The sequence below is a fragment of the Bombilactobacillus sp. ESL1187 genome (assembly GCF_058107155.1).
This window is the reverse complement of sequence record NZ_JBYLTZ010000001.1, coordinates 990,966-1,011,400: the sequence shown is the minus strand read 5'-3', so window position 1 is coordinate 1,011,400 and position 20,435 is coordinate 990,966. Positions and strand designations below refer to the sequence as shown.

Annotated in this window: 20 protein-coding genes; 8 read left to right on the top strand and 12 right to left on the bottom strand. The window is 39.6% G+C overall.

Annotated features, from left to right (window positions below):
• Window positions 1-92 precede the first annotated feature (92 nt).
• Entirely contained in the window at window positions 93-977 is an 885-nt protein-coding gene (locus AC3B5B_RS04865) for a DNA/RNA non-specific endonuclease (RefSeq protein WP_489769462.1), read from the bottom strand.
• Window positions 978-1,254: 277 nt separating this feature from the next.
• On the opposite strand from AC3B5B_RS04865, the gene AC3B5B_RS04860 reads away from it, so the two are divergent.
• Together AC3B5B_RS04860 and AC3B5B_RS04855 are read left to right on the top strand one after the other, a co-directional pair.
• Complete coding sequence (locus AC3B5B_RS04860; protein ID WP_489769461.1) at window positions 1,255-1,881, top strand: nitroreductase family protein; 627 nt, start codon at window positions 1,255-1,257, stop codon at window positions 1,879-1,881.
• A 56-nt stretch (window positions 1,882-1,937) separates the two neighbouring features.
• Window positions 1,938-2,336, top strand: coding sequence for a GNAT family N-acetyltransferase (locus AC3B5B_RS04855; RefSeq protein WP_489769460.1), 399 nt, complete (start codon window positions 1,938-1,940; stop codon window positions 2,334-2,336).
• Window positions 2,337-2,514: 178 nt separating this feature from the next.
• On the opposite strand, the gene AC3B5B_RS04850 is transcribed toward AC3B5B_RS04855, so the two are convergent.
• Entirely contained in the window at window positions 2,515-4,239 is a 1,725-nt protein-coding gene (locus AC3B5B_RS04850) for a pyruvate oxidase (protein WP_489756719.1), read from the bottom strand.
• 244 nt (window positions 4,240-4,483) lie between these two features.
• Window positions 4,484-4,852, bottom strand: a complete 369-nt coding sequence (locus tag AC3B5B_RS04845) for a PaaI family thioesterase (RefSeq protein ID WP_489769851.1) — start codon at window positions 4,850-4,852, stop codon at window positions 4,484-4,486.
• Window positions 4,853-4,889: 37 nt separating this feature from the next.
• On the opposite strand from AC3B5B_RS04845, the gene menB reads away from it, so the two are divergent.
• The 3 genes from menB to AC3B5B_RS04830 all read left to right on the top strand — a co-directional run bounded on the left by menB (window position 4,890) and on the right by AC3B5B_RS04830 (window position 7,946).
• The gene (menB, locus tag AC3B5B_RS04840) at window positions 4,890-5,705 is read left to right on the top strand and encodes a 1,4-dihydroxy-2-naphthoyl-CoA synthase (protein ID WP_489756720.1); all 816 of its coding nucleotides are present in this window, start codon (window positions 4,890-4,892) and stop codon (window positions 5,703-5,705) included.
• A 235-nt stretch (window positions 5,706-5,940) separates the two neighbouring features.
• The gene (locus tag AC3B5B_RS04835; RefSeq protein ID WP_489769459.1) at window positions 5,941-7,359 is read left to right on the top strand and encodes an o-succinylbenzoate--CoA ligase; all 1,419 of its coding nucleotides are present in this window, start codon (window positions 5,941-5,943) and stop codon (window positions 7,357-7,359) included.
• 53 nt (window positions 7,360-7,412) lie between these two features.
• On the top strand, window positions 7,413-7,946 hold the full coding sequence (locus tag AC3B5B_RS04830; protein WP_489756722.1) for a DUF308 domain-containing protein: 534 nt from the start codon (window positions 7,413-7,415) through the stop codon (window positions 7,944-7,946).
• A gap of 58 nt (window positions 7,947-8,004) precedes the next feature.
• On the opposite strand, the gene AC3B5B_RS04825 is transcribed toward AC3B5B_RS04830, so the two are convergent.
• Window positions 8,005-9,375, bottom strand: coding sequence for an NAD-dependent succinate-semialdehyde dehydrogenase (locus AC3B5B_RS04825; protein ID WP_489769458.1), 1,371 nt, complete (start codon window positions 9,373-9,375; stop codon window positions 8,005-8,007).
• 341 nt (window positions 9,376-9,716) lie between these two features.
• Between AC3B5B_RS04825 and AC3B5B_RS04820 the strand changes: the two genes are divergently transcribed.
• Window positions 9,717-10,145, top strand: coding sequence for a MarR family winged helix-turn-helix transcriptional regulator (locus tag AC3B5B_RS04820; RefSeq protein ID WP_489769457.1), 429 nt, complete (start codon window positions 9,717-9,719; stop codon window positions 10,143-10,145).
• Between the two features lie 10 nt (window positions 10,146-10,155).
• Window positions 10,156-10,593, top strand: coding sequence for a GNAT family N-acetyltransferase (locus tag AC3B5B_RS04815; RefSeq protein ID WP_489756725.1), 438 nt, complete (start codon window positions 10,156-10,158; stop codon window positions 10,591-10,593).
• Between the two features lie 114 nt (window positions 10,594-10,707).
• On the opposite strand, the gene AC3B5B_RS04810 is transcribed toward AC3B5B_RS04815, so the two are convergent.
• From AC3B5B_RS04810 to AC3B5B_RS04775, 8 genes are all read right to left on the bottom strand, one after another.
• On the bottom strand, window positions 10,708-11,403 hold the full coding sequence (locus AC3B5B_RS04810) for an L-ribulose-5-phosphate 4-epimerase (RefSeq protein ID WP_489756726.1): 696 nt from the start codon (window positions 11,401-11,403) through the stop codon (window positions 10,708-10,710).
• 71 nt (window positions 11,404-11,474) lie between these two features.
• The gene (locus AC3B5B_RS04805; RefSeq protein ID WP_489769456.1) at window positions 11,475-12,347 is read right to left on the bottom strand and encodes an L-ribulose-5-phosphate 3-epimerase; all 873 of its coding nucleotides are present in this window, start codon (window positions 12,345-12,347) and stop codon (window positions 11,475-11,477) included.
• Window positions 12,344-13,876 carry an FGGY-family carbohydrate kinase gene (locus AC3B5B_RS04800; protein WP_489769455.1) on the bottom strand — a complete coding sequence of 511 codons (1,533 nt, stop codon included), beginning with the start codon at window positions 13,874-13,876 and terminating at the stop codon, window positions 12,344-12,346. Before AC3B5B_RS04800 ends, AC3B5B_RS04805 begins: the two co-directional genes overlap by 4 nt.
• 12 nt (window positions 13,877-13,888) lie before the next feature.
• A complete protein-coding gene (locus tag AC3B5B_RS04795; protein WP_489756729.1) occupies window positions 13,889-14,893 on the bottom strand; it encodes a hypothetical protein in 1,005 nt (334 codons plus the stop codon).
• A 116-nt stretch (window positions 14,894-15,009) separates the two neighbouring features.
• Window positions 15,010-15,966 carry an NAD(P)-dependent oxidoreductase gene (locus tag AC3B5B_RS04790; RefSeq protein WP_489769454.1) on the bottom strand — a complete coding sequence of 319 codons (957 nt, stop codon included), beginning with the start codon at window positions 15,964-15,966 and terminating at the stop codon, window positions 15,010-15,012.
• A 108-nt stretch (window positions 15,967-16,074) separates the two neighbouring features.
• A complete protein-coding gene (locus AC3B5B_RS04785; RefSeq protein ID WP_489756731.1) occupies window positions 16,075-17,043 on the bottom strand; it encodes an amidohydrolase family protein in 969 nt (322 codons plus the stop codon).
• A gap of 21 nt (window positions 17,044-17,064) precedes the next feature.
• Window positions 17,065-18,516, bottom strand: a complete 1,452-nt coding sequence (locus tag AC3B5B_RS04780; protein ID WP_489756732.1) for a PTS transporter subunit IIC — start codon at window positions 18,514-18,516, stop codon at window positions 17,065-17,067.
• Between the two features lie 13 nt (window positions 18,517-18,529).
• Window positions 18,530-19,261 (bottom strand): hypothetical protein, encoded by a 732-nt coding sequence (locus tag AC3B5B_RS04775; RefSeq protein WP_489769453.1) that lies wholly within the window; start codon window positions 19,259-19,261, stop codon window positions 18,530-18,532.
• A gap of 146 nt (window positions 19,262-19,407) precedes the next feature.
• On the opposite strand from AC3B5B_RS04775, the gene AC3B5B_RS04770 reads away from it, so the two are divergent.
• Window positions 19,408-20,418 carry a LacI family DNA-binding transcriptional regulator gene (locus tag AC3B5B_RS04770; protein WP_489769452.1) on the top strand — a complete coding sequence of 337 codons (1,011 nt, stop codon included), beginning with the start codon at window positions 19,408-19,410 and terminating at the stop codon, window positions 20,416-20,418.
• Window positions 20,419-20,435: the final 17 nt, after the last annotated feature.

The following is a 20,435-nucleotide window of genomic DNA, read 5'->3' as shown; positions in this document are numbered from 1 at the left end:
AAATCAATTATTTTATCACTAAAAAAGTCTTCATCATAATCAGTAAGTTCCTAACTATTGATGAAGACTTAATTATATTTAATAATCCAGCACTAAGCAGCCTTAGCACCCATGCTTTGTTGTAATCTTCCCGTCTGATAGTTTAATTGTAAACCGTTTTGCGTATTAAAGACCCATATGTTCAATCTCAATCCTGGAACATCTTTTAAAGAAATAGCCTGCACATGAACCCCTCGCGGCACTAATTCCGTTCCAGAATATAATGGTGTTGCTTGATAATAAACAACATCATCCGGATAATGCTTCAAATAATTGCGCGTCAAAGTTTCGGAGTAAGCCATCCCTCCCGGTGTTTTTTGACTATTGGTGCCAACGTTTTGTGCTCTCGTACCCCAAATAACATTGTCACTATTCATTGATCCCCCCAATGACCAAGCTAATAAATGACTTTTATTGTAAGCATAGCCGTGATAACCATCTAAAGTAACAATCCGATTATTGCTTTGATGACCACTCCATTTTTGCATTGTCTGGTTAAATTGACCATCACTATATTGTCCCGATACCTTTGTAGTAGCCGGAAAATTAGGGCGCTTCATAACTGCCGCAGAATGCTTAATGACATCTTTTTCACGTACAAAGCTGGTAACAGTCTGAGTACGACCAAAACAATCAAAACCTTGATATGTTGTAACTTGTTGATCTTCATTACTACTTTGATAGAATTGCAAATTAGCAGTCTGAGTTTTAATATCTTGCTGGTCTGAAACATTAAATACTGGTTGGTTATCATTCAAAATCGCATAATTTTGTGGATACTGTTTAACTGTATACTTCAATTGTATTAATTGCTGATTTGTTAAAGTTGTAGCTGAAATATTACTGATATTAACAAACCCCAACAACCATAAAAATCCTAACATTAAGAACATTATTTTTGCCACAGGATGCCAATGCTTACTTTGTACTTGAAACATGTCAATCTCCTCTCAAATATATAGTAAATATATACACTGAAAAGCCCGACCATGCAAATAGTGGCAAGCGTTGATGTTTTGAAATAATACCGTTTTGTAATATACAATTTTCAACTAATTTAAAACAAGCAATGAGTAAGAAATTTGTTTAAGATAATTCAATCAAAAGACCGCTAATTTAAATTAATAAAATTTTTCTAGCAATTAATGTTAGCCTTTTCATTTTTTAACAATAAAACTATAATAAAGTTAGATTAAATAAGAAGAAGGCTAAAACATGAACCAAGAGATGATTAATTTTTTAGTAGCACGTAAATCCATTCGTAAATATGATCCGACCCAAACTATTTCCGATGAAACTATTAATAAAATGTTGGAGTTGGCAGCCACGGCACCTTCTAGTAACAACGCGCAGCCCTGGAAAGTCGTGGTGATCAAAGACAAAGCTAAGTTAAAAGTTTTACGCCAGTTGGCTTCTGACCAAGAGCAAGTCGAAACAGCCTCAGCACTGTTCTTTATTTTAGGCGATTTATCCGCTTATCAAACCGAAACTCTAACCGATTTTTCCATTAATCATGGCTTGTTAAACGCCCATGATCAAACGGCCATTACTTCATATCAACAGGGCTTAGAAAACTTTTATCAAACACACCCTGAAGATAAAACTGCGCAAGGTGTTAATTTAGACACTGGTTTATTTGCGATGAACTTAATGCATGTGGTGCGGTGTTTTGGCTATGATTCCGTGGCGATGCGTGGCGTTGATTTTCCTAAAGTCATGGATTACTTAAATATTGATTCCCATTTAATTCCGATTATGTTCTTATCCGTCGGCGTAGCTGCCGAACAAGGGAACGATAAACAACGCTATCTTGTATCGGATTTTGCTCGGATTATTGAATAAGTTTCAAAACTAATTTATCATATAAAACAAACTATAATACTCAGGGAAGTGCAAGCATGATTACTTACAGTAACCAAGTCAACGTACCAGTTGAAACCTATATTGATCTTTTAAAAAGATCCACTTTAGCTTTGCGCCGCCCAATTGAGCAACCCAAAAAGATTGCGCAAGTCTTAAAGGATTCTGATATTCTCTGGACTGCTTGGGATCAAGACCAACTAGTCGGGGTAGCCCGCGCCTTAGTTGATTCTGGCTATGATCTTTGCTACTTAAGTGACCTAGCCGTAGATGCTAATTATCAAAAACAAGGTATTGGTCAAACATTAGTTAACAAATTAAACACACAAATTGGTCCGCACACCAAACTTTATTTATTAGCGGCACCCAAAGCAATGGAATATTATCCAAAGATTGGTTTCGAGAAAGTGGAGAATGCTTTTCAATTAAGAAAATAATCCTTAGTTTATTTAGATTGAAATGATTCATTCAATATGTAAATAAAATAAGATTTTAACTCTAGGTTAATTGAAACAACCTGGTTAAAATCTTATTTTTTATTGCTATCCATTTTATAAAAATTATTATACCAAAAAAGCCATTTTCTCTCGAAAACGACTTTCAGCAAACTATATTTTATAAGAATTGCCGTAAGATTTCACGCAATGGTGGCATCTTAGGAATTTGGAACTTGTCTTTGAAATATTCAAAACCAAACTTCAAATAACCTTCAGCTTCATCTTTAATAATCTTACCTGGTAATGGAGCTTCATCATAAACCGCAGCATTAATTAAAACTGGCTTAGTAGGGTTCTTGTATTGTTCCATAGCTTGAGCAAATTCTTCATCGTTAGTAACATTGATGCCAATACCACCACAAGCTTCAGCAAATTTAGCAAAATCAATATCTGCCAAATCAATGCCGTAATTTTGTTGGCCCGCAGATTGTTGTTCATATTCAATGAAGGCTAACAAATGATTATTTAACACAACAACGACCATTGGCAAATCATATTTAACTGCAGTAACAAAGTCTTGCATGACCATGGCAAAAGCACCATCGCCGCAAACTGCATAAGTTGGGCGTTGTGGCATCGCAATTTTAGAAGCAATGGATCCCGGTAAAGCACAGCCCATAGTTCCTAACCATGCAGAAATGGTATATTTTTGCGTGGACTTAACATCAACAAACCGGGCACCAAATGAAGTTGAAGTCCCCACATCAACGGACCAAACCGTATTAGCTGGTGCCACTTCACTCATTTTAGCAAACATCTTGGATGGTAAAACGCCATTATGCTTCTTGTTCTTAACGTCGTTCATCCAAGCGCGCCAAGTTTGCATATTCTTTTGACAAGCTTTTAAGAATGGCCGATCGCTGATCACTTCGCCACGGGTATTTAATAAGGTTAATGCATCTTTGGTATCTGCCACGATCGCCAAATCAATATTATGACGGTGACCAATTTTACTTGGGTCATTATCAATTTGAATTGTTGGAATCTTTTGGTTGATATAAGGTGCATAAGGATAATCAGTTCCGATTAACATTAATAAATCGGCGTTAAACATTGCTTCATAAGCAGGTTTCGTACCTAATTTACCGATTTGTCCTAACGCATTGGGATGATCATCATCAATGGTTCCCTTAGCGGGCATTGTTTGAATAAATGGAATGGAGTAACGTTCCACAAATTCTTTAGCTTGTTCTTGCGCTTCTTTAGCACCGACACCAATCAAAGCTACTGGCTTTTTGGCTTTTTTGATCATGGCTAAAGCTTGATCAATATCTTTCACATCAGCACTAGGAGCATCCAAACGGAATTGATCAGCCGTTGGTTTAAACGTATCAGAAATTTTATGATCCGGTACATCATCTGGAATCGTCAAAACTGCAACGCCTTTATTCGTATAAGCGGCCCGAATTGCTTCGTCCATAACTGCTGGTAAGGTTTCTGGGTTAGTTACCAAACGATTATAAACAGCAACGTCTTCGAACAATTGTGGTGTATTGACTTCTTGGAAGAAACCAGTATTTAATAAATGAGATTGAATTTGACCCAAAATAGCCACAACTGGTGCGTGATCCATCTTAGCATCATATAAACCATTTAACATATGAATGGCACCAGGTCCACCAATGGACAAGCAAACACTCACTTGACCAGTTAATTTGGCATGCGAAGCAGCAGCTAACGCAGCAACTTCTTCATGCCGAACTTGTGTAAATTTAATTTGATCGCGTTTGCGATACAAAGCTTCAATGGTTGTATCTACAGAATCCCCAGGTAAACCATATACATTATCAATGCCCCAAGCTTGCATAACTTGAACCATTTTATCGGCAGCATTAATTTTCATTATATCTCTCCATCTCCGATTAAATCTGAACAACATCTTGAAATTACATTATTCTACTCTACCACGAATCAATCACAAACAAAAGTTAAATGCCCAATCCTAATTAATTAGGAAAAATTTAATATTTTCACATTCATTTGTGAAGACAGCTACAATCTCCCCCTTCCTGCAAAATTTGGACCACCAATTCTAAAGAATCAACTTAGCACTTTTCCTCAACACCAAACTTTGATATGCTAAGATGTTATTTAGAGGATTTAGCTACTGCCATCAAGGTGACAGTACTGATACTAGTTGGCTCTTGGATTGAAGTTTGATAAGTACTAGCTTGCCAAACTTGAATCCGCCGACCAATTTGAATCGGGTGTGCTTCTGCAAATAATTCACCTTGCTTCACCGAACGTAAATGATTCGTTTGAATTTGTGTGCCGACGGCTACTTGCTCAGCTGGTAAATTTAAATTAGCGCCTAAACTAGCCGCGGTTTCGGCTAAAACACTATTCATACCTCCATGCAACTGGCCGTACGGTTGTAAGACTTGTGCTGTAATGAGTAATTGCAATAAAACCGTTTGGGGAGCTTGGTGTAGGATTTTGATCCCGAGATATTGAATTAAATCGATTGTTCTGACCTCCAGAAAGGAAAATTTTATGACGAATTGGCAAACTATTAAGAATTATTCAGAAATTTTATTTGAGCGACAAGATAAAATCGCCAAAATTACAATTAATCGCCCCCAGGTGCGTAACGCCTTTACTCCGGACACGATTCAAGAAATGATTGAGGCCTTTAACTATTGCCGTGACGACGCAAGTATTGGTGTAATTATCTTAACCGGTCAAGGCGATTTAGCCTTTTGTTCCGGTGGTGACCAAAAAGTGCGCGGCAACGGTGGATACGTTGGTAAAGATAAAATTGCCCGGCTCAACGTCTTAGACTTACAACACTTAATTCGCGTGATCCCGAAGCCCGTGATTGCCATGGTCAAAGGCTGGTCCGTTGGTGGGGGTAATATCTTACAATTAGTCTGTGATTTAACCATCGCGGCTGATAATGCCCAGTTCATGCAAACAGGACCAAAAGTTGGTAGTTTTGATGCCGGTTATGGCTCCGCTTATTTAGCCCGAGTCATTGGCCATAAGCGCGCCAAAGAAGTCTGGTTTTTATGCAAACCTTATAGTGCCCAAGAGGCTTTTGAAATGGGTTGGATCAATAAAGTCGTTCCGTTGGCCGACGTTGAAACGGAAACGCTAGCTTGGTGTCACGAAATTTTAAAGAAATCACCAACCGCCATTCGCTTTATTAAGGCTGCTATGAATGCTGATACGGACGGCCTAGCCGGTCTGCAACAAATTGCTGGCGACTCCACCATGTTATTTTATGAGACAGATGAAGGTAAAGAAGGTCGTGACGCTTTCTTAGAAAAACGCGAACCCGATTTCGATAAGTTCCCCAAGTTCCCATAACAAGCTGTGAACAAAACTGGTTAAAAGCTGAAGACTAACCTAGCCCAATTTAAAAGTCGTTTTTTGACTTTGAATTTGGCGTAGTTAGATACATTCTTTTGCTCTTTGGAGCGCAATTATCAAGCTGCAAACCTAAACATTTGATGATCTTCATCGCACACCTAGTAACCAAAGACTGAAATCCAACAGTGGTTCCAGTCTTTTTTGAGGCTCAGCCTTTAGAAAGAAGTTTTTAATGCAAAACTGGTTAAACAAACGAACGCAATTATCACCTAACAAAATAGCCTTATATTATCAAGACCAGTACTATACATTCCAACAAATTCAACAATTAGTCAAACATCGTGCCCAAAAATTGGCCAACTTATCCATTCACCCACAAGATCATGTGGGGTTATTTGGACACAATACTCTAGATACTTATTTGAATATCTTAGCATTGCAACAATTAAATGCGACCATTGTCTTTTGCAATATTCGCTTAGCCGCGACCGAATTAGTCCAACAATTACAAGATGCTCAAGTAAAGTTCTGTCTGAGTGATCAAAACGACTTACAATTGCCAACAGATAAGGTTCAAATCATTACTCCACATTCTTTATCCACATTAGCGCCCCAACCCTATTCCACTTTCAGCATTCAAAGTGACGATGTGGCTAGTTTGATGTATACGTCGGGAACCACGGGGCAACCGAAAGGTGTGTTGCAAACTTATGGTAATCACTGGGCCTCTGCCATGAACACTTTATTGAATTTTCAAATTACGGCCAGTGATTGTTGGCTGTGCGTGGTACCATTGTTTCATATCTCAGGCTTTTCTATTTTGCTGCGCTCTTTAATTTACGGCATTCCGTTGTATCTAGCAGATAAGTTTGACGCTACCAAGGATAATCAATTACTTTGTCAACAACCAATCACGATTATGTCAGTGGTCCCCACTATGCTCCAGGAGCTCTTGCAAGTTAAAACTACTGCCTACAACTCCCGATTTCGCTTAATGTTTCTCGGGGGAGCCCCCATTGATCAAAAAACTTTACAAGTTTGTCAAGACCAACATATTCCGGTAGTGCAATCTTATGGCATGACCGAGACCTGCTCCAATGTTGTAGCCTTAAATACTCCAGATGCACAACGTAAATTAGGCTCTTGTGGTCAAGCTTTGTTCAGCAATCAAATTCGCATTGCGCCAAACGGTGAGATCCAGCTCCAATCTCCAGCATTAACCCCGGGTTATTGGCAAAAGCCGGAATTATTTCAACAAAAATTAACCGCTGATGGCTGGTTTAAAACGGGCGACATTGGCTATCTGGATGATGAACAATTTTTATTCGTGCAAGGCAGAATTGATGATATGTTCGTTTCTGGTGGTGAGAATATTTTCCCCGCCGAAATTGAAAATCTGTACCAACAATTACCCCAAATTCACAATATTTGTGTGACCCACCAGTCTGATCGTCACTGGGGTAGTGTTCCCGTTGCTTATGTCGAATTGAACCAGCCCGTCACTGCCGCACAATTAACCGCCTATGGTCGCCAATATTTAGCACACTATAAAGTTCCCGTGGAATTTCGGCAAGTCGCAGCTTTACCGAAAACCAGCAGTGGTAAACTAAAACGGCAGGGACTCGAACAACTAAAATTCCAATTGCTTTAACAAAAATTGCCCTTGATTATGAACGTGATTCACACAAAGAGGAGTTATTGACTATGAAACAATATTATCGCCAATTTAATTGGTATCGCTGGCTCAGAATTATTTTTCTCGCAGTCACCGGAATTGTTATTTTAATTAATCCCGATAAAAGTTTAAACGCGATTTTATATTTAATTTCTGCTTACCTGATCGGTCTAGGATTAATCGCTTTACATGATGGTTGGCTCTTATCCAAAAGTCATAGCGACAATAATAGCCCGTACACCACTGCGGTAGTTTCTTTTTTACTAGCAATTCTCATCTTTCCCATTGCCCACCTCTTGCTTCCACTCTTACCCGTTATTTTAGGCATTGTCTTATTAGTTAACGGCGTCAATCAATTTTTTAACGCCCGCAGCAATCGCAAATATATCAATGTGACTCCGTGGTGGGACTACTGCTACTCTTTGTTATTAATTATTTTAGGCATTGCCTTAGTCTTTAATCCCTTTGATATGTTGCGCTTTTTCTTTCGTTTATTAGGCGGCGGTTTAATCATTTTAGCCGTCATGGAATTTATCAATACCCGTATTTATAAAAATAAGTAGTAAAAAAAAGATTCGCCAAAGTAGGCGAATCTTTTTGATTACTTCAATTTTGTAAAATTTATTTCTTTGGTTCAAACACTAAGTGTTCATTAACAAAGGCATTTAAGCCCAAATCGCTTAATTCCCGACCATAGCCAGAGTTTTTGACGCCACCAAATGGTAATTCTGGTAAAGAAGCCCAGCCAGAATTAATAAAGGACATCCCCGTTTCAATTTTCGCAGCCACAGCTTTCGCATGATCGACATCACCTGAAAAGACCGTATTGCCTAGGCCGTAACTTGAATCGTTCGCCAAATCAATCGCTTCTTGTTCGGAATTAACTTTATAAACCGAAGCAACCGGACCAAACATTTCTTGATTAAAGATCGGATTATCTTTGTCAATGTCAGTTAAAATTGTTGGTTGGAAGAAGAAACCTTTGCTGTCAATTGGTTCATTACCATAAACTAATTTGGCACCATGTTCGATAGCCGTATCAACTTGTTGCTGTAATTTTTCTTGCGCACTCTTTGAACTCAAAGGTGCTACAACCGTTGTGGGATCCATGGGATCACCAATTTTAGCATTCGCAAAAGCTTCCTTTAACATGGCAACAAAACTGTCATACTTATCGGCCATGACAATGAAACGTTTGGAAGAAGTGCAGACTTGTCCCGCATTATACAACCGTGCATCCGGGGCAATCTTCTTTAATTCAGCGTCATCAGCATCACTTAAAATAATGAAGGCGTCGTTACCACCTAATTCCAAAGTCGACTTCTTCAAGGCGTCACCGGCTTCTTTCGCTACTGAAGCGCCACCACGTTCAGAACCAGTTAAGCAAACCCCAGCTACGCGCGGATCATGAATGGCTTTTGACACCAAGTCATAACTAATAAAGAGGTTGGTTAATGCGCCTTTCGGGGCACCAGCTTTTAAAACTAAGTCCGCTAATTTTTGGGCTGAAGTTGGGCAAATCGAAGCATGCTTCAAAATCATGGGGTTACCAACAATAAAGTTCGGAGCAAAGACCCGCACTACTTGATATAGTGGAAAGTTCCAAGGTTCAACTGCCACAATAATTCCAGTTGCTTGTTTTAAGTAATAAGCTTTACCAGCAGGGGTTTCTAATGGAACTGACTGCATTAATTCTTCACCGTGCTGCGCATAGTATTCGGCAATGGCCGCACACAATTGCACTTCGCCTTTAGCCTCCGTCAATAACTTACCCATATCATAGGTCATTGCCTTTGCTAACTCATCTTCATTTTCTGTGAGCGCTTGCGCAATTTGGTGTAAAATTTGGGCACGTTCAGCCACTGGTTGGTCGCGCATTGTTTTGTAGAGTTGGTGACCAGTAGCTAGTGCTGCTTCAAGGTCAGCTGGTGTTGCATCATCATACTGTTTTAATAGTTCACCTGTATAAGGATAGATTGTTTGATATGCCATAAGAGACACTCCTTTCAAAATTCACAATATCATTATAATACTATCTGTGCTATTCAGCGACACTAAAGCGTTTATTTTTAGGTCATAATATCGTTTACTAAGTTTTAACTTATAAAAAATATAATCAAATTCAATTCACAAACTTGAAAAACCAGCTTTTATTTTCAGGATATCTTAATCAGACTGAGCCCCCGAATTTTTTTGTAAATTTAAACGTACAATGTCACAGCGTATTTTATCCTTAACTCTAAATAAGAACATAAAAATTAATTTTGATTATTTTTAGTGGACAAAAGCCACTACTTGTTATTATAATAAGCCAAAAGGGAGGTGATATGGGAATGGATCCCAACTCAGCTGAGTTAATTCGGCATTTCAACCGACATTATACTTTACTATTAGGCATCCTAGATAAGCAAGTTTTTGATACTGACTTAACTTGGCCCGAGAGTCGAATGCTTTTAGAGATTAGTTTTCATTATCCAGTCACGCCGATGAAGCTGTCTCGGTCGTTACATCTGGATAAAAGCTATACTAGCCGTTTAATCAATCAACTTGTGCGCAAACAGGAAATCACAAAAGAACCTTCTTCAACGGATTTACGTTCGGTGGATATCTTCTTAACTTCCCATGGTCAGCAAACTGTGGCTTACCTTAATCAAAAATCGGATGCACAAATCCAAAAAATTATCGCTTCTGTTCCTGAACAGCAGCAGACCCAGTTGTATCAAGCTTTTAAATTAATCAATACGATTTTGTTTGAGAAATGAGGTAAATTTTATGTGGCAGGCAAAAAATTTCGAGACATTAACTCCTTACGAACTATACCAAATCTATTTTTTAAGAACTAAAACTTTTGTCGTTGATCAAAAACGAATCTATCAAGAAGTTGATGCTCACGACTTAACGGCTTGGCATGTCTTTAACATTGTTGATCAGCAAGTTATCGCCTATGCGCGCATTTTTCCAGAAGGCGACCATCTTACTTTCGGCCGTGTGGTAACTGATCAAAAATATCGTGGTCAAGGCTTAGGACGAGAATTAATGGAACAGATCTTCCAAACCATTACAGCACAATTTCCCGGCAAACCAATTGCTATTGAAGCACAACAACAAGTTGAGGCGTTCTATCAAAAATTCGACTTTGTCAGTCAAGGACAACCGTTCATCTTTGAGTCAACACCACACATTAAGATGGTTCATTCAGCATTGTCCTAACGCCATCGAACTCCAGACCAAATTGCAACTAATATGACCCCCGAAGTTGTCCTAGCTTCGGGGGTCACAGCGTTACTCACATTTAGTTATTGTATTGAAAAGCATTTTTAAAAATTATTTTTGACCGTAATATGCATTATCACCATGTTTTCGGTAATAATGTTTATCCAACAAATATTGCGGCAAATGACAATTAGCTCGGGTTAATTGCATCGTATGATAGTCTTCAGCGGCCACTGTTTCCAGCACTTTGGCATTATAGACAGCATTTTGAGCATCATTTCCCCAAGCAAACGGTCCGTGTTGACTCACTAATGTTCCCGGAGTCGCCTGATAATCCAAGTGGCGCTCCTTAAAAGTTTCTACAATGGCTTGACCGGTATTTTCTTCATAACCCGCTTCAATTTCTTGTTGGGTCAAAGCCCGCGCTGCCGGAATATCATTGTAAAAAGTATCCGCATGGGTCGTATTTAAAGCTGGAATATCCATTTTAGCAGCCGCAAAAGCAACTGCCCACGGTGAATGGGTGTGCACAATCCCACCAATTTTGGGAAAAGCATTATACAAAACCACATGCGTAGGAGTATCACTTGAAGGATTCAAGTCACCTTCAACGACTTGCCCTTGCAAATTAACCACCACTAAATCTGCTGGTTGCAAAGCATCATATGCTACTCCCGAAGGCTTAATGACAAAGAGACCTTGCTTACGATCAATGCCCGAGACGTTACCCCAGGTAAAAGTCACTAAGTCTAATTTCGGTAATTGCATATTGGCTTCATAAACTTCTTGTTTTAATTGTTCTAACATGTTAACCCCCCTCAATTAAAAATTTGCTGACAACTGGGATTTCAACTAATCCTCAACTTTTAGCACCTGTTTTATAGAGCAGCTTGCTTTAAGCCCACTTGCGCAAACAATTGGTCAAAAAATTCCTTCGCTTGGCGCACTTTAGCCACGGGATCAGCAGCTTTTTGACTCCACATTTCTACTGTAAAACTTCCAGCATAACCGAGTCGCTTAAAAGCGCGTAAGCACCCTTCAAAATCTACGTCACCTTGACCAAAGGGTACTTCTTTGAACTGGCCCGGACTAGTAGTAGTTACTTTTTTAGTATCTTTTAAATGAACCGCCACAATTTGTTTCATATTGATCTCTAAATCAGTAATAACATCATTTTGCGGCCATGCTGAAATATTGCCAATATCCGGATATCCTTGCAGCCATGGACTAGCAATTTGCTGTTTAACTTCTTGAATTTTACTCAAGGAATTTAAAAACGGATCATCCATCGTTTCAATGGAGAGCATGACTAATCTGGAGGCTGCCATATCGACACAGCGTTGTAAATTTTCAATAAATAGTTCATGACTTAACGGAGTCTTTTTATCATAATAAACATCGTAGCCCGCTAATTGAATATTTCGAATGCCTAAGTCTACCGCTAAGTCGAGTGCTTGTTGCATCATAGTCAGCGCCTTTGCTTGAATTGCCGGATCCTTCGCTCCCAAAGGGTAACGCCGGTGTCCAGACAACATTAACGTATTAATATGACTATGCGTTGCCCACAAAGCTTGCCGAAATTCTTGCCGTTCCTGACGGCTCCACGTTAAACGTTTTAAGCGCTCATCACTTTCATCAATCGAAAATTCCAAAAAGTTAAACCCTAATTCATGTACCAATTCAAACGTTTGTTGCCACGTTAAATTTTGCGGTAATGCTTTTTCGTAAATACCTAATGGATTAGTAATCATTTTGTACCTCCCAATTGTTGCTGTAACTGCACTACGGCTGGCCAACTAGTATTTAAAGCTTGCACTAATTCTTGATAGACTTGATATTTGGCTTGATACACAGCACTAGCTTGTAAATCTGGTTCAAAGCGTTGCTTAACGTGTGTCATTTGGTGAACGGCCGTTTTAAAGTCGGGCCAAGCCCCTTGAGCCACCGCACAACAAATGGCACCTCCTAACCCGCCTAATTCCGTAGCTTGCGGAATTTCCACAGGTAATTGCAAAACATCCGCAAACATTTGCATCCATTGCATTGAATTAACCGCTCCACCAGACAAGCGAACAACTTGTGGCTGCGTGGTGACTTGTAATAACTGTTGGACATGGGTCTTATGTGCAAAACAAATACCCTCATAAACTGCCCGAATCAACTCAGATTTACTGGTATTACTCCGTAAACCGATTAAGGCTCCCTGCGCATCGGGATGCGCATTACTCCCGTACAGAAATGGCAAGAAGAAGACCTGCGCATAACTCGGATCGGTAACCTTTAAAAAATCTTCTAAATAGTCATAGATTGAACGCTGTTGTTTCTTTGCGTTAAGCGTTTCATCAGCTAACAACATTTTAATCATTAAAGCCAAATTGCCGGCTGATGTCGGGCTAGAGGCTTCGACTAAATTTTGTTGTGTCACAAAGAGCGAATTCATCAAACCTAATTGTTGGGGGGCACGCGCCGAACCCACTAGTAAGTTCATATTCCAAGTACCTGCAATCATACTTAATAAACTTTCATCCAAAACGCCCGTCGCTAACGTACAAGCATCAATATCAAACATGCCCCCAAAAACTGGTGTTTGGGGCTTTAAGCCGGTCACTTGCGCGGCAGCTGCGGTTAAATGCCCACACATCGTGGTTGCTTGCACTAATGGTGGCAAGGCTGCTTTGATTTCGGGGATCCCAAAGAAGTCAAGTAGGCGCTCATCATACTGTTGCGTTGTCAAATTGAGCAAGTTATTGCCCGAAGCATCACCGATTTCTTGATAGATTTCTCCCGTTAACAGGTAGCGAATAAAATCCTTATTGGAGAAAACGGTCCCAATTTGTTGATAAACGGCCGGTTGATTTTGTTTGAGCCAAGCTAATAAAACGGGCGCTTGACTAGCCATGACGTGTTGTTGACTAATGGGATAAATTTGAGTAACTTGCGCTTCAAATTGTTGTGCTAGCTCAATAGCTCGCTGATCAGTCGATAAAATACCATTATGAAAAATTTGCTGGTGACGATCTAAGAGATATAGCCCTTTGCCATGTCCTACAACCGTCACTGCGGCAATTTGTTCAGCGCTTAAGGCTGCTTGTGTCAGAGCTTGCCTAATGGCTTGACCCAAATGTGCCAATAAATCTTGCAGTTTAATTTCTTGAAAACCCGCATCTGCTCGGACTTTTTGAGTGGGAAACGCACTAACTGCTACCTGTTGCCCGTTCAGGTCACAAATCACTACTTTGGTTTTGGTACCACCATTATCAATCGTTAAATAATACTGCATGACCTATTCCTCCTAATCCAGCAAGATTTGGTAAACTGCCACTTCATTCGCCTCGCGATTAGCCGCTAACAAATAAGATTGTTGTTGCTTTTGATATACCAAAACATTACTGGGGCCAACACCAGTTTCAATTAATTGCAGTTTTAAATCGGGATGCTCAATTAACGCTAAGCCTTGTTGCCCAGCTCGCCAACCAAATAAGAAATACTCTCGACTACCAATCGGCCCGCCAAAAAGTGCATGTCCAAAGGGGGTGGGAGTGGTTGTTTGTTGCAATAACTGAAAATGTTGATCATATAAGCGTAAATGTGCCCCGTGAAAATCCGTAATGGTTAAATACTCTGGCGCACCATCTTGATTAATATCCGCACAACAAATATCGGACGTCGCGGCTGTGGTCAATTGCTGTAACTGCCACGACTGCGTTTCAGTCGGCCAACTTAAACGAAAAACTCCTTCTCGACCCGTGATTAAAGAACAAGTCGCTAAACGCTGATAACCATGATTTTGCGTAATGCGTTGTTTGAGTGCGTGCAGGTTAAGCAGGCGTGCTTGATCATCATCATATTCCCCCACCCAAATTTTACCGGGATCTGACCAATCGTTCGTCTTTTGTTTACTGTTAGCAATCGAGCAACCAACATACCAAAAGCCCGTTTGCCCGGTTTTGGGAATAATATCAAAGCGGTGAATATACGGACACTCACCGACAATTGTTTGTTGCCAACCGTGTCCCGTAAAAGTTTCTTTGACAATCCGACAGGTGGCTGAGTTAAAGCCGGGATAAAACTTTTGTGTTGCTAAAAAATTCAAAGTGCCAGGAATAGCAACTAACGTCATCGTGCCCCCAATATTGGGCCAAACAGTGATTTTTTGCCAATGATGATTTAAATCATAGGCATAACAAGGTTGGTCTTCTTCGGAAGCAACAATCAAAAAATCCTGATTTAAAGCTTGTAAGTGTAACAAAGCATAACAGTGATCCAATTGATCACTAAAAACTTTTTTAAATTTCATTTGGAACACCTTGCCTCTATTCAAAAATAAAAGAAGGTTAGGACAACAATTTGCCCCAGCCTCCTATGAATCAGACGAACATCTGCTAAAGCTTGCGATTAACTTTTTATTTAAATTTACTGATTAACTTGATTAGGCGCACTGTGATCTTGGAAGTAATTAATCAAGTTAGTCGAAGCTTCTTGCGCGATCGCCGTGCGCGCTTCTAACGTACCCGTCCCGGCATGTGGACTTAAGACTACATTATCTAAGTCTCTTAGAGCTTGTGGAATATTGGGTTCTGTTTCAAAAACATCTAATCCCGCCCCCGCAATTTCGCCGGTTTGTAAAGCTTTGATGAGATCATCTTGCTTAATTAATACTCCCCGAGCGGCATTTACGATATAAGCAGTTGGTTTCATCTGCTGAAAAACAGCTGCATTAAAAATACCAATGGTCGATGGTAAGGAAGGCGCATGTAACGTAATCACATCACTTTGCTGAACCAAAGTCTCAAAATCAACATATTTCACGGCTAATTTTTGTTCCAAGTCACTATCTAATCGACGTGCATCATTATAGATAACTTGCATGCCTAAAACTTGGGCAAATGCTGCTACTTGCGAACCAATGCGGCCCATACCGTAAACCCCTAAAGTTTTACCTTGTAAGCTCATGCCCATGTATTTCTGCTCGGAAACATCAACCCAGTCGCCGCGCCGGACCAGTTGATCATAAAAATGTAAGCGCCGCACCGTTGCCAAGATCAAGGCAATCGTCATTTCCGCCGTTGGTACACGCACCCCTTGGGGACAATTAGTTACCACAATACCTTTTTGTTTCGCATACTCAATATCAATATGGTCAAAACCTACACCATTAGCGGTAATAATTTTCAAGTTAGGACCCGCATCAATCAGTTCGCGATCAGCTTTGGTGCCCATTAATAACAGACCATCGTATTCTTTTAAATGCTCCAAAATCCAGGCGCGCGTTTCAATTTCTGGTTCATAGGTCACATCAAACGTGGCTTTTAATTCCGTTAAACCCGCTTCCGGAATAATTCCTGTGACTAAAATTTTTGCTTTACTCATTAATTGATTGCTCCTTTATTAATTCATCAGTGAACCCATTAGCTTGAAGTTCTAGTTGCACTCTCAACTAGCTTTATTTGTCTAGTACGTAGCTTAGACTAGTCTGAATTATTTTTTAAACACGGGATCTTCGGCTACCCGCATGGCTTGCACATTTTTTTCTTTAAAGTAAATGCGTTCGGCATTGTTATACATCACATCTTCTAATTCACTAGGCGTAAAGATATCCGTCGCTTCTAACCAAGTTGCTAAATTATGATAGGAGTTAAAAGTTGAAGACCACGGAGAATCTGTGCCCCAGAAAATCCGTTTAGCACCTAGGACACTCTTAGCTAAGCGCACATCTTTTTGACACCGTGGAAATGGAAATTCCGTCTCCCCTTCAATGTCTTGAATAGCTGATAATTCGGTCGCAATATTGTCATACGGTTGCCATTGGGTTAATGCATTTTCTAAACGATCCAAATGATCCGCATTCGGGAAAGATAAGTGACAAACCACAAAATCTAACTGTGGATAGCGCTGTGCTAAGGTGGCGATTGCTTCGGGTTCATAACTAAATTGAGTATAATCACCATAATCAGTCGTAATGACAAAACCAGGATAGTCCGCTAAATAGTGCAAAATCTTACCCACTTCTGGATTAGTATCTAAGCGAAATGGTTTGTGATAACCGTGCAGACCGCCACCTTCACTAATTTCAAACTTTAAAGCCCGAAAGCCTAAGTCTTCGACATGCCGCCGCACAATTTGCATCGCATTTTCAGTAAAAGGATCAACCGAAAAAGCGGCCACAAAACGCTCAGGATACTTTTTAACTGTTTGGTAAGAATAATAGTTTTGGTAACCATTCAAACTACCTTGTAATAAAACCGCCTTATTAATACCGTTGTCATCCATCACTTGCAATGCTGATTCGGCTAAGAAATTATCATCACCCCAGCCATCAGGAATTAATTTGACTAATGTACCATCATCCCAAATCGTTTGCCCATGACCTAAAGGCGTCATGCGTCCTTTGCCGTTTAAGCCAGCAATTGACCGTACTAAATGTAAATGTCCATCAATTTTTTTCATCATGAAACTTCCTTTCTCAAATCAATACTCAATTTTTTCTTGACTACCAGCGTAACCAGCATTTTTATCCGCCATCTTGTTCAAATAGCGCCAAATCTGTGGCCGATATCTGCGTAATACATACAACAGTACCAAGTAAACAACAATTACTAAACCAATCCACAGTGGATTCTTCGAAATAAAGGCAGCAAAGACTAGTGCATTCAAGGGCCGTGCCATCAAATTAAAACTCGTAATCAAGACAATGCCAGCTGGAATTGCCGCACCGTAATGTGACACAGCTCCCGTATAAATGCTGCCTAACCAGCTAGAAGCATACAAGCCTAAACTAAACCAAACAATGCCGTTCGCGATTACTTTTAAAATATTGCCCCGTGTTAAGGCGACAATGGATTCCACCATGAACGGCAAGGAAATCAAGTCCACAATTGGCAAAGTTTTATTTCCCGGTAAGATAAAGGCGATTAACACCATAATTGGAATTAAGATCACGCCCGAAATAATGGTTGCAGGTTCACCATAACCAACGCCATCATCAACGCCCAAGAACCACCGCTTTTTATCTTTGACCGGATCAACTTGACTCGCAGTTTGCGTTTGTTGCTTTTTGCGCTTGTCAATTTCATCTGCCAACGGCGTAAAGGCTTTGGAAAAGACGTCCGTAATTAATGGGAAAATTGTCATGACCGCTGACAACTCAATCGCAAAGGATAAGATTTGCCCCCAAGCTTTTAAAGTCCCCAGTTTCGTTAAGTTACCCAAAATGCCAATCAATAAACCTAAAATAGCTCCTAACGTTGTCGGTTCGCCAAAGACACCCAGTTTATTTTTAAAGTATTCCGGAGTCATCTTAACCTTGTTAAAACCTAATAAATTCCACAATGGATCTAAAATAATAGCCGGAATCACTTGCTCAATATTATGTAGCGAAGCGACTGATGCATTCTTCACCCCATAATAATCAGACCAACGATCCGCTTGGACTTCTGCTAATAATAGTGCATATAGTAACATAAAGAATGATAGTCCCAAAGATAACCAGAAGTTATGCGTAACGTAATAACATAACGTGCCCCAAATCATAAAACCAAAATTATTCCATAAATTCGAAGCCATAAAGATTTTAGTCACACCGAAAGCAAATAATAACAACTCCGCAATTAAACCAAAAACGAAGAAACTTAAACCAACTGATGAACCAAACGAAGCTAACGAGCCTGCTTGCCAGCCAATATCTACGACCGGTAATTTAATTCCCGTTTGGTTGACCATTTGCTTAATGATTTTCGTGACAACTGGTGTAAAAGCTTGAATAATCCAACCAAAGCCAGTTAAACCAACTCCTGCATAGAACGCACTCATCATCGCTGTTTTAACTTTTACCCGTAAACAAACTGCGACAATAAAAATCATGATCGGAACCACTACGCTAGCACCAAAAACTTGAAATATTTGATTGACTGTTTCTAACATAACTTCACCTTCCTTACTGCGCTAACAAATGTTGAATTTGTTGTAAATTTTGCGCTAACGTAGCCTGATCAGTGGCATATTCCAAACCAATTTGCTCAACTTTCGACACTGTCGGCAAAAAGTCTGACCATGAAATTGATCCTTGCATTAAATCCGTCGTCACTTGTTGATTTTGAACATTTTTCAAATGCAAGTAGTTCGTGACTGGCTGTAAAGTTTGCCAGGCTTGAGTAATACTAGCATCTAGCCAATACCAGTTCGCCACGTCAAAACAATAATGAACGTTTGTCAATTGTGGGGTGAGACTTTGAAAGAACTGTGCAGTTTGTGTCAAATCACTTTGAGTCGGGGTTTGATTATTCTCAATCTCTAATTGACAATCTGCTGGCAAAATTTGCGCTAATTGCGTTGCCCAATTAGCATTCGTAGGCGCAAATTCACCTAAATTCAGTTTTAACGACTGTGCCTGTAAAGTTTGCTGTAAGTGGACATACTGTGACAATTTAGGATTTAGTTGTCCGGCTTGAAACAAAACATCATTAATACTCAAATACAACGGCAAATTAATTTGTTGGGCTTGTTTTTGTAGTTGTTGTAAAGCTAATGGCTGCAAATCCAACCATTCACTACGTAACTCCAGCACATCAAAACCCAATAATTTAGTTTGTTGCATAATTTTTTGATATGGCACCTGTGCTTGAATCAAGTGCTGAAAAACAACAGTATTGGCAATATATTTTGGCATTTTATCACCTCCTTTAATTTTTTGTGAAATAAATATCAATATTAAACGATTAACCTTTTAACTTAACGGTTAAAGGTCATTTACCATTTGCCCGCACGAATCTGCTATACTAAAGATAAAAATTATCTCTGTTCGAAGGTTACATTATGACAAAATTAACAATTAAAGATATTGCCCAAATGGCAAACGTTTCAACCGCCACTGTCTCTAATTTTTTAAACGGTAATTACCAACGAATGTCATTAAAAACGCGACAAAAATTAGAAACCATTGTTCGCAGTACTAACTTTGCTCCTAACGGTAGTGCCCGCAATTTGGCCCGCAACGAAAATAACACTATTGGCATTTCTCTCGCCGACATTACTAATCCTTTTACTTCGCAAATGTTATCTGGTATTTACGATCAATGCGATCGGTTCAACTACCGCGTTCTTTTTACCAATTCGAACAATCGTGAACAAAAGGAAATGGATAATATTATCCGTTTAACTAATGAGAAAGTGGCAGGCATGATCGTCGATCCAGTCAATCCGGATAGTCCGGTCTATAAATCACTGTCGAATCAAACAACTGTCATGGTTGACCGCCAACAAAGTCCCTTGAATATTGACACTGTTGCAACTGATAACGTCGAATCAGTCAAACAATTAGTTGCTAAGATGAAGCAGAAAAACTATGATTTATACTTTGTCACTTGGCCCTTTCAAAACATTAGTACTCGGACTCAGCGCTTTGAAGGTTTTTTAAAAGCCACCGGTTATCGCAACACGGTCGATCACTTGTTAACCGTGCCACATAACGGCTTAGATCAAGAATACGAACAATTCACAAATAATCTAGCCACCATCATGCACCAACAACGCAATAAAAAGATTGGTTTTTTCTGTATGAATGCGCGGGTACTACTACGGTTATTAAAAGCTATGCAAACACTCAATTATAGTTATCCCGCAGATTATGGAGTTGCAACCTACGAAGAGTTTGATTGGATGCAAGTGATTAATCCAAAAATTAGCTGCATTCGCCAAGACTCCTTTTTAATTGGGCAAACCGCTATTCAATTATTACATCAAAAAATCACTACCAAAGATCACAGTTCGCAAGCACCACAATTAAAACTTATTCCCACCAAACAGATTACCGGCGACAGTTTTTAAACCAAATACCGATTTGG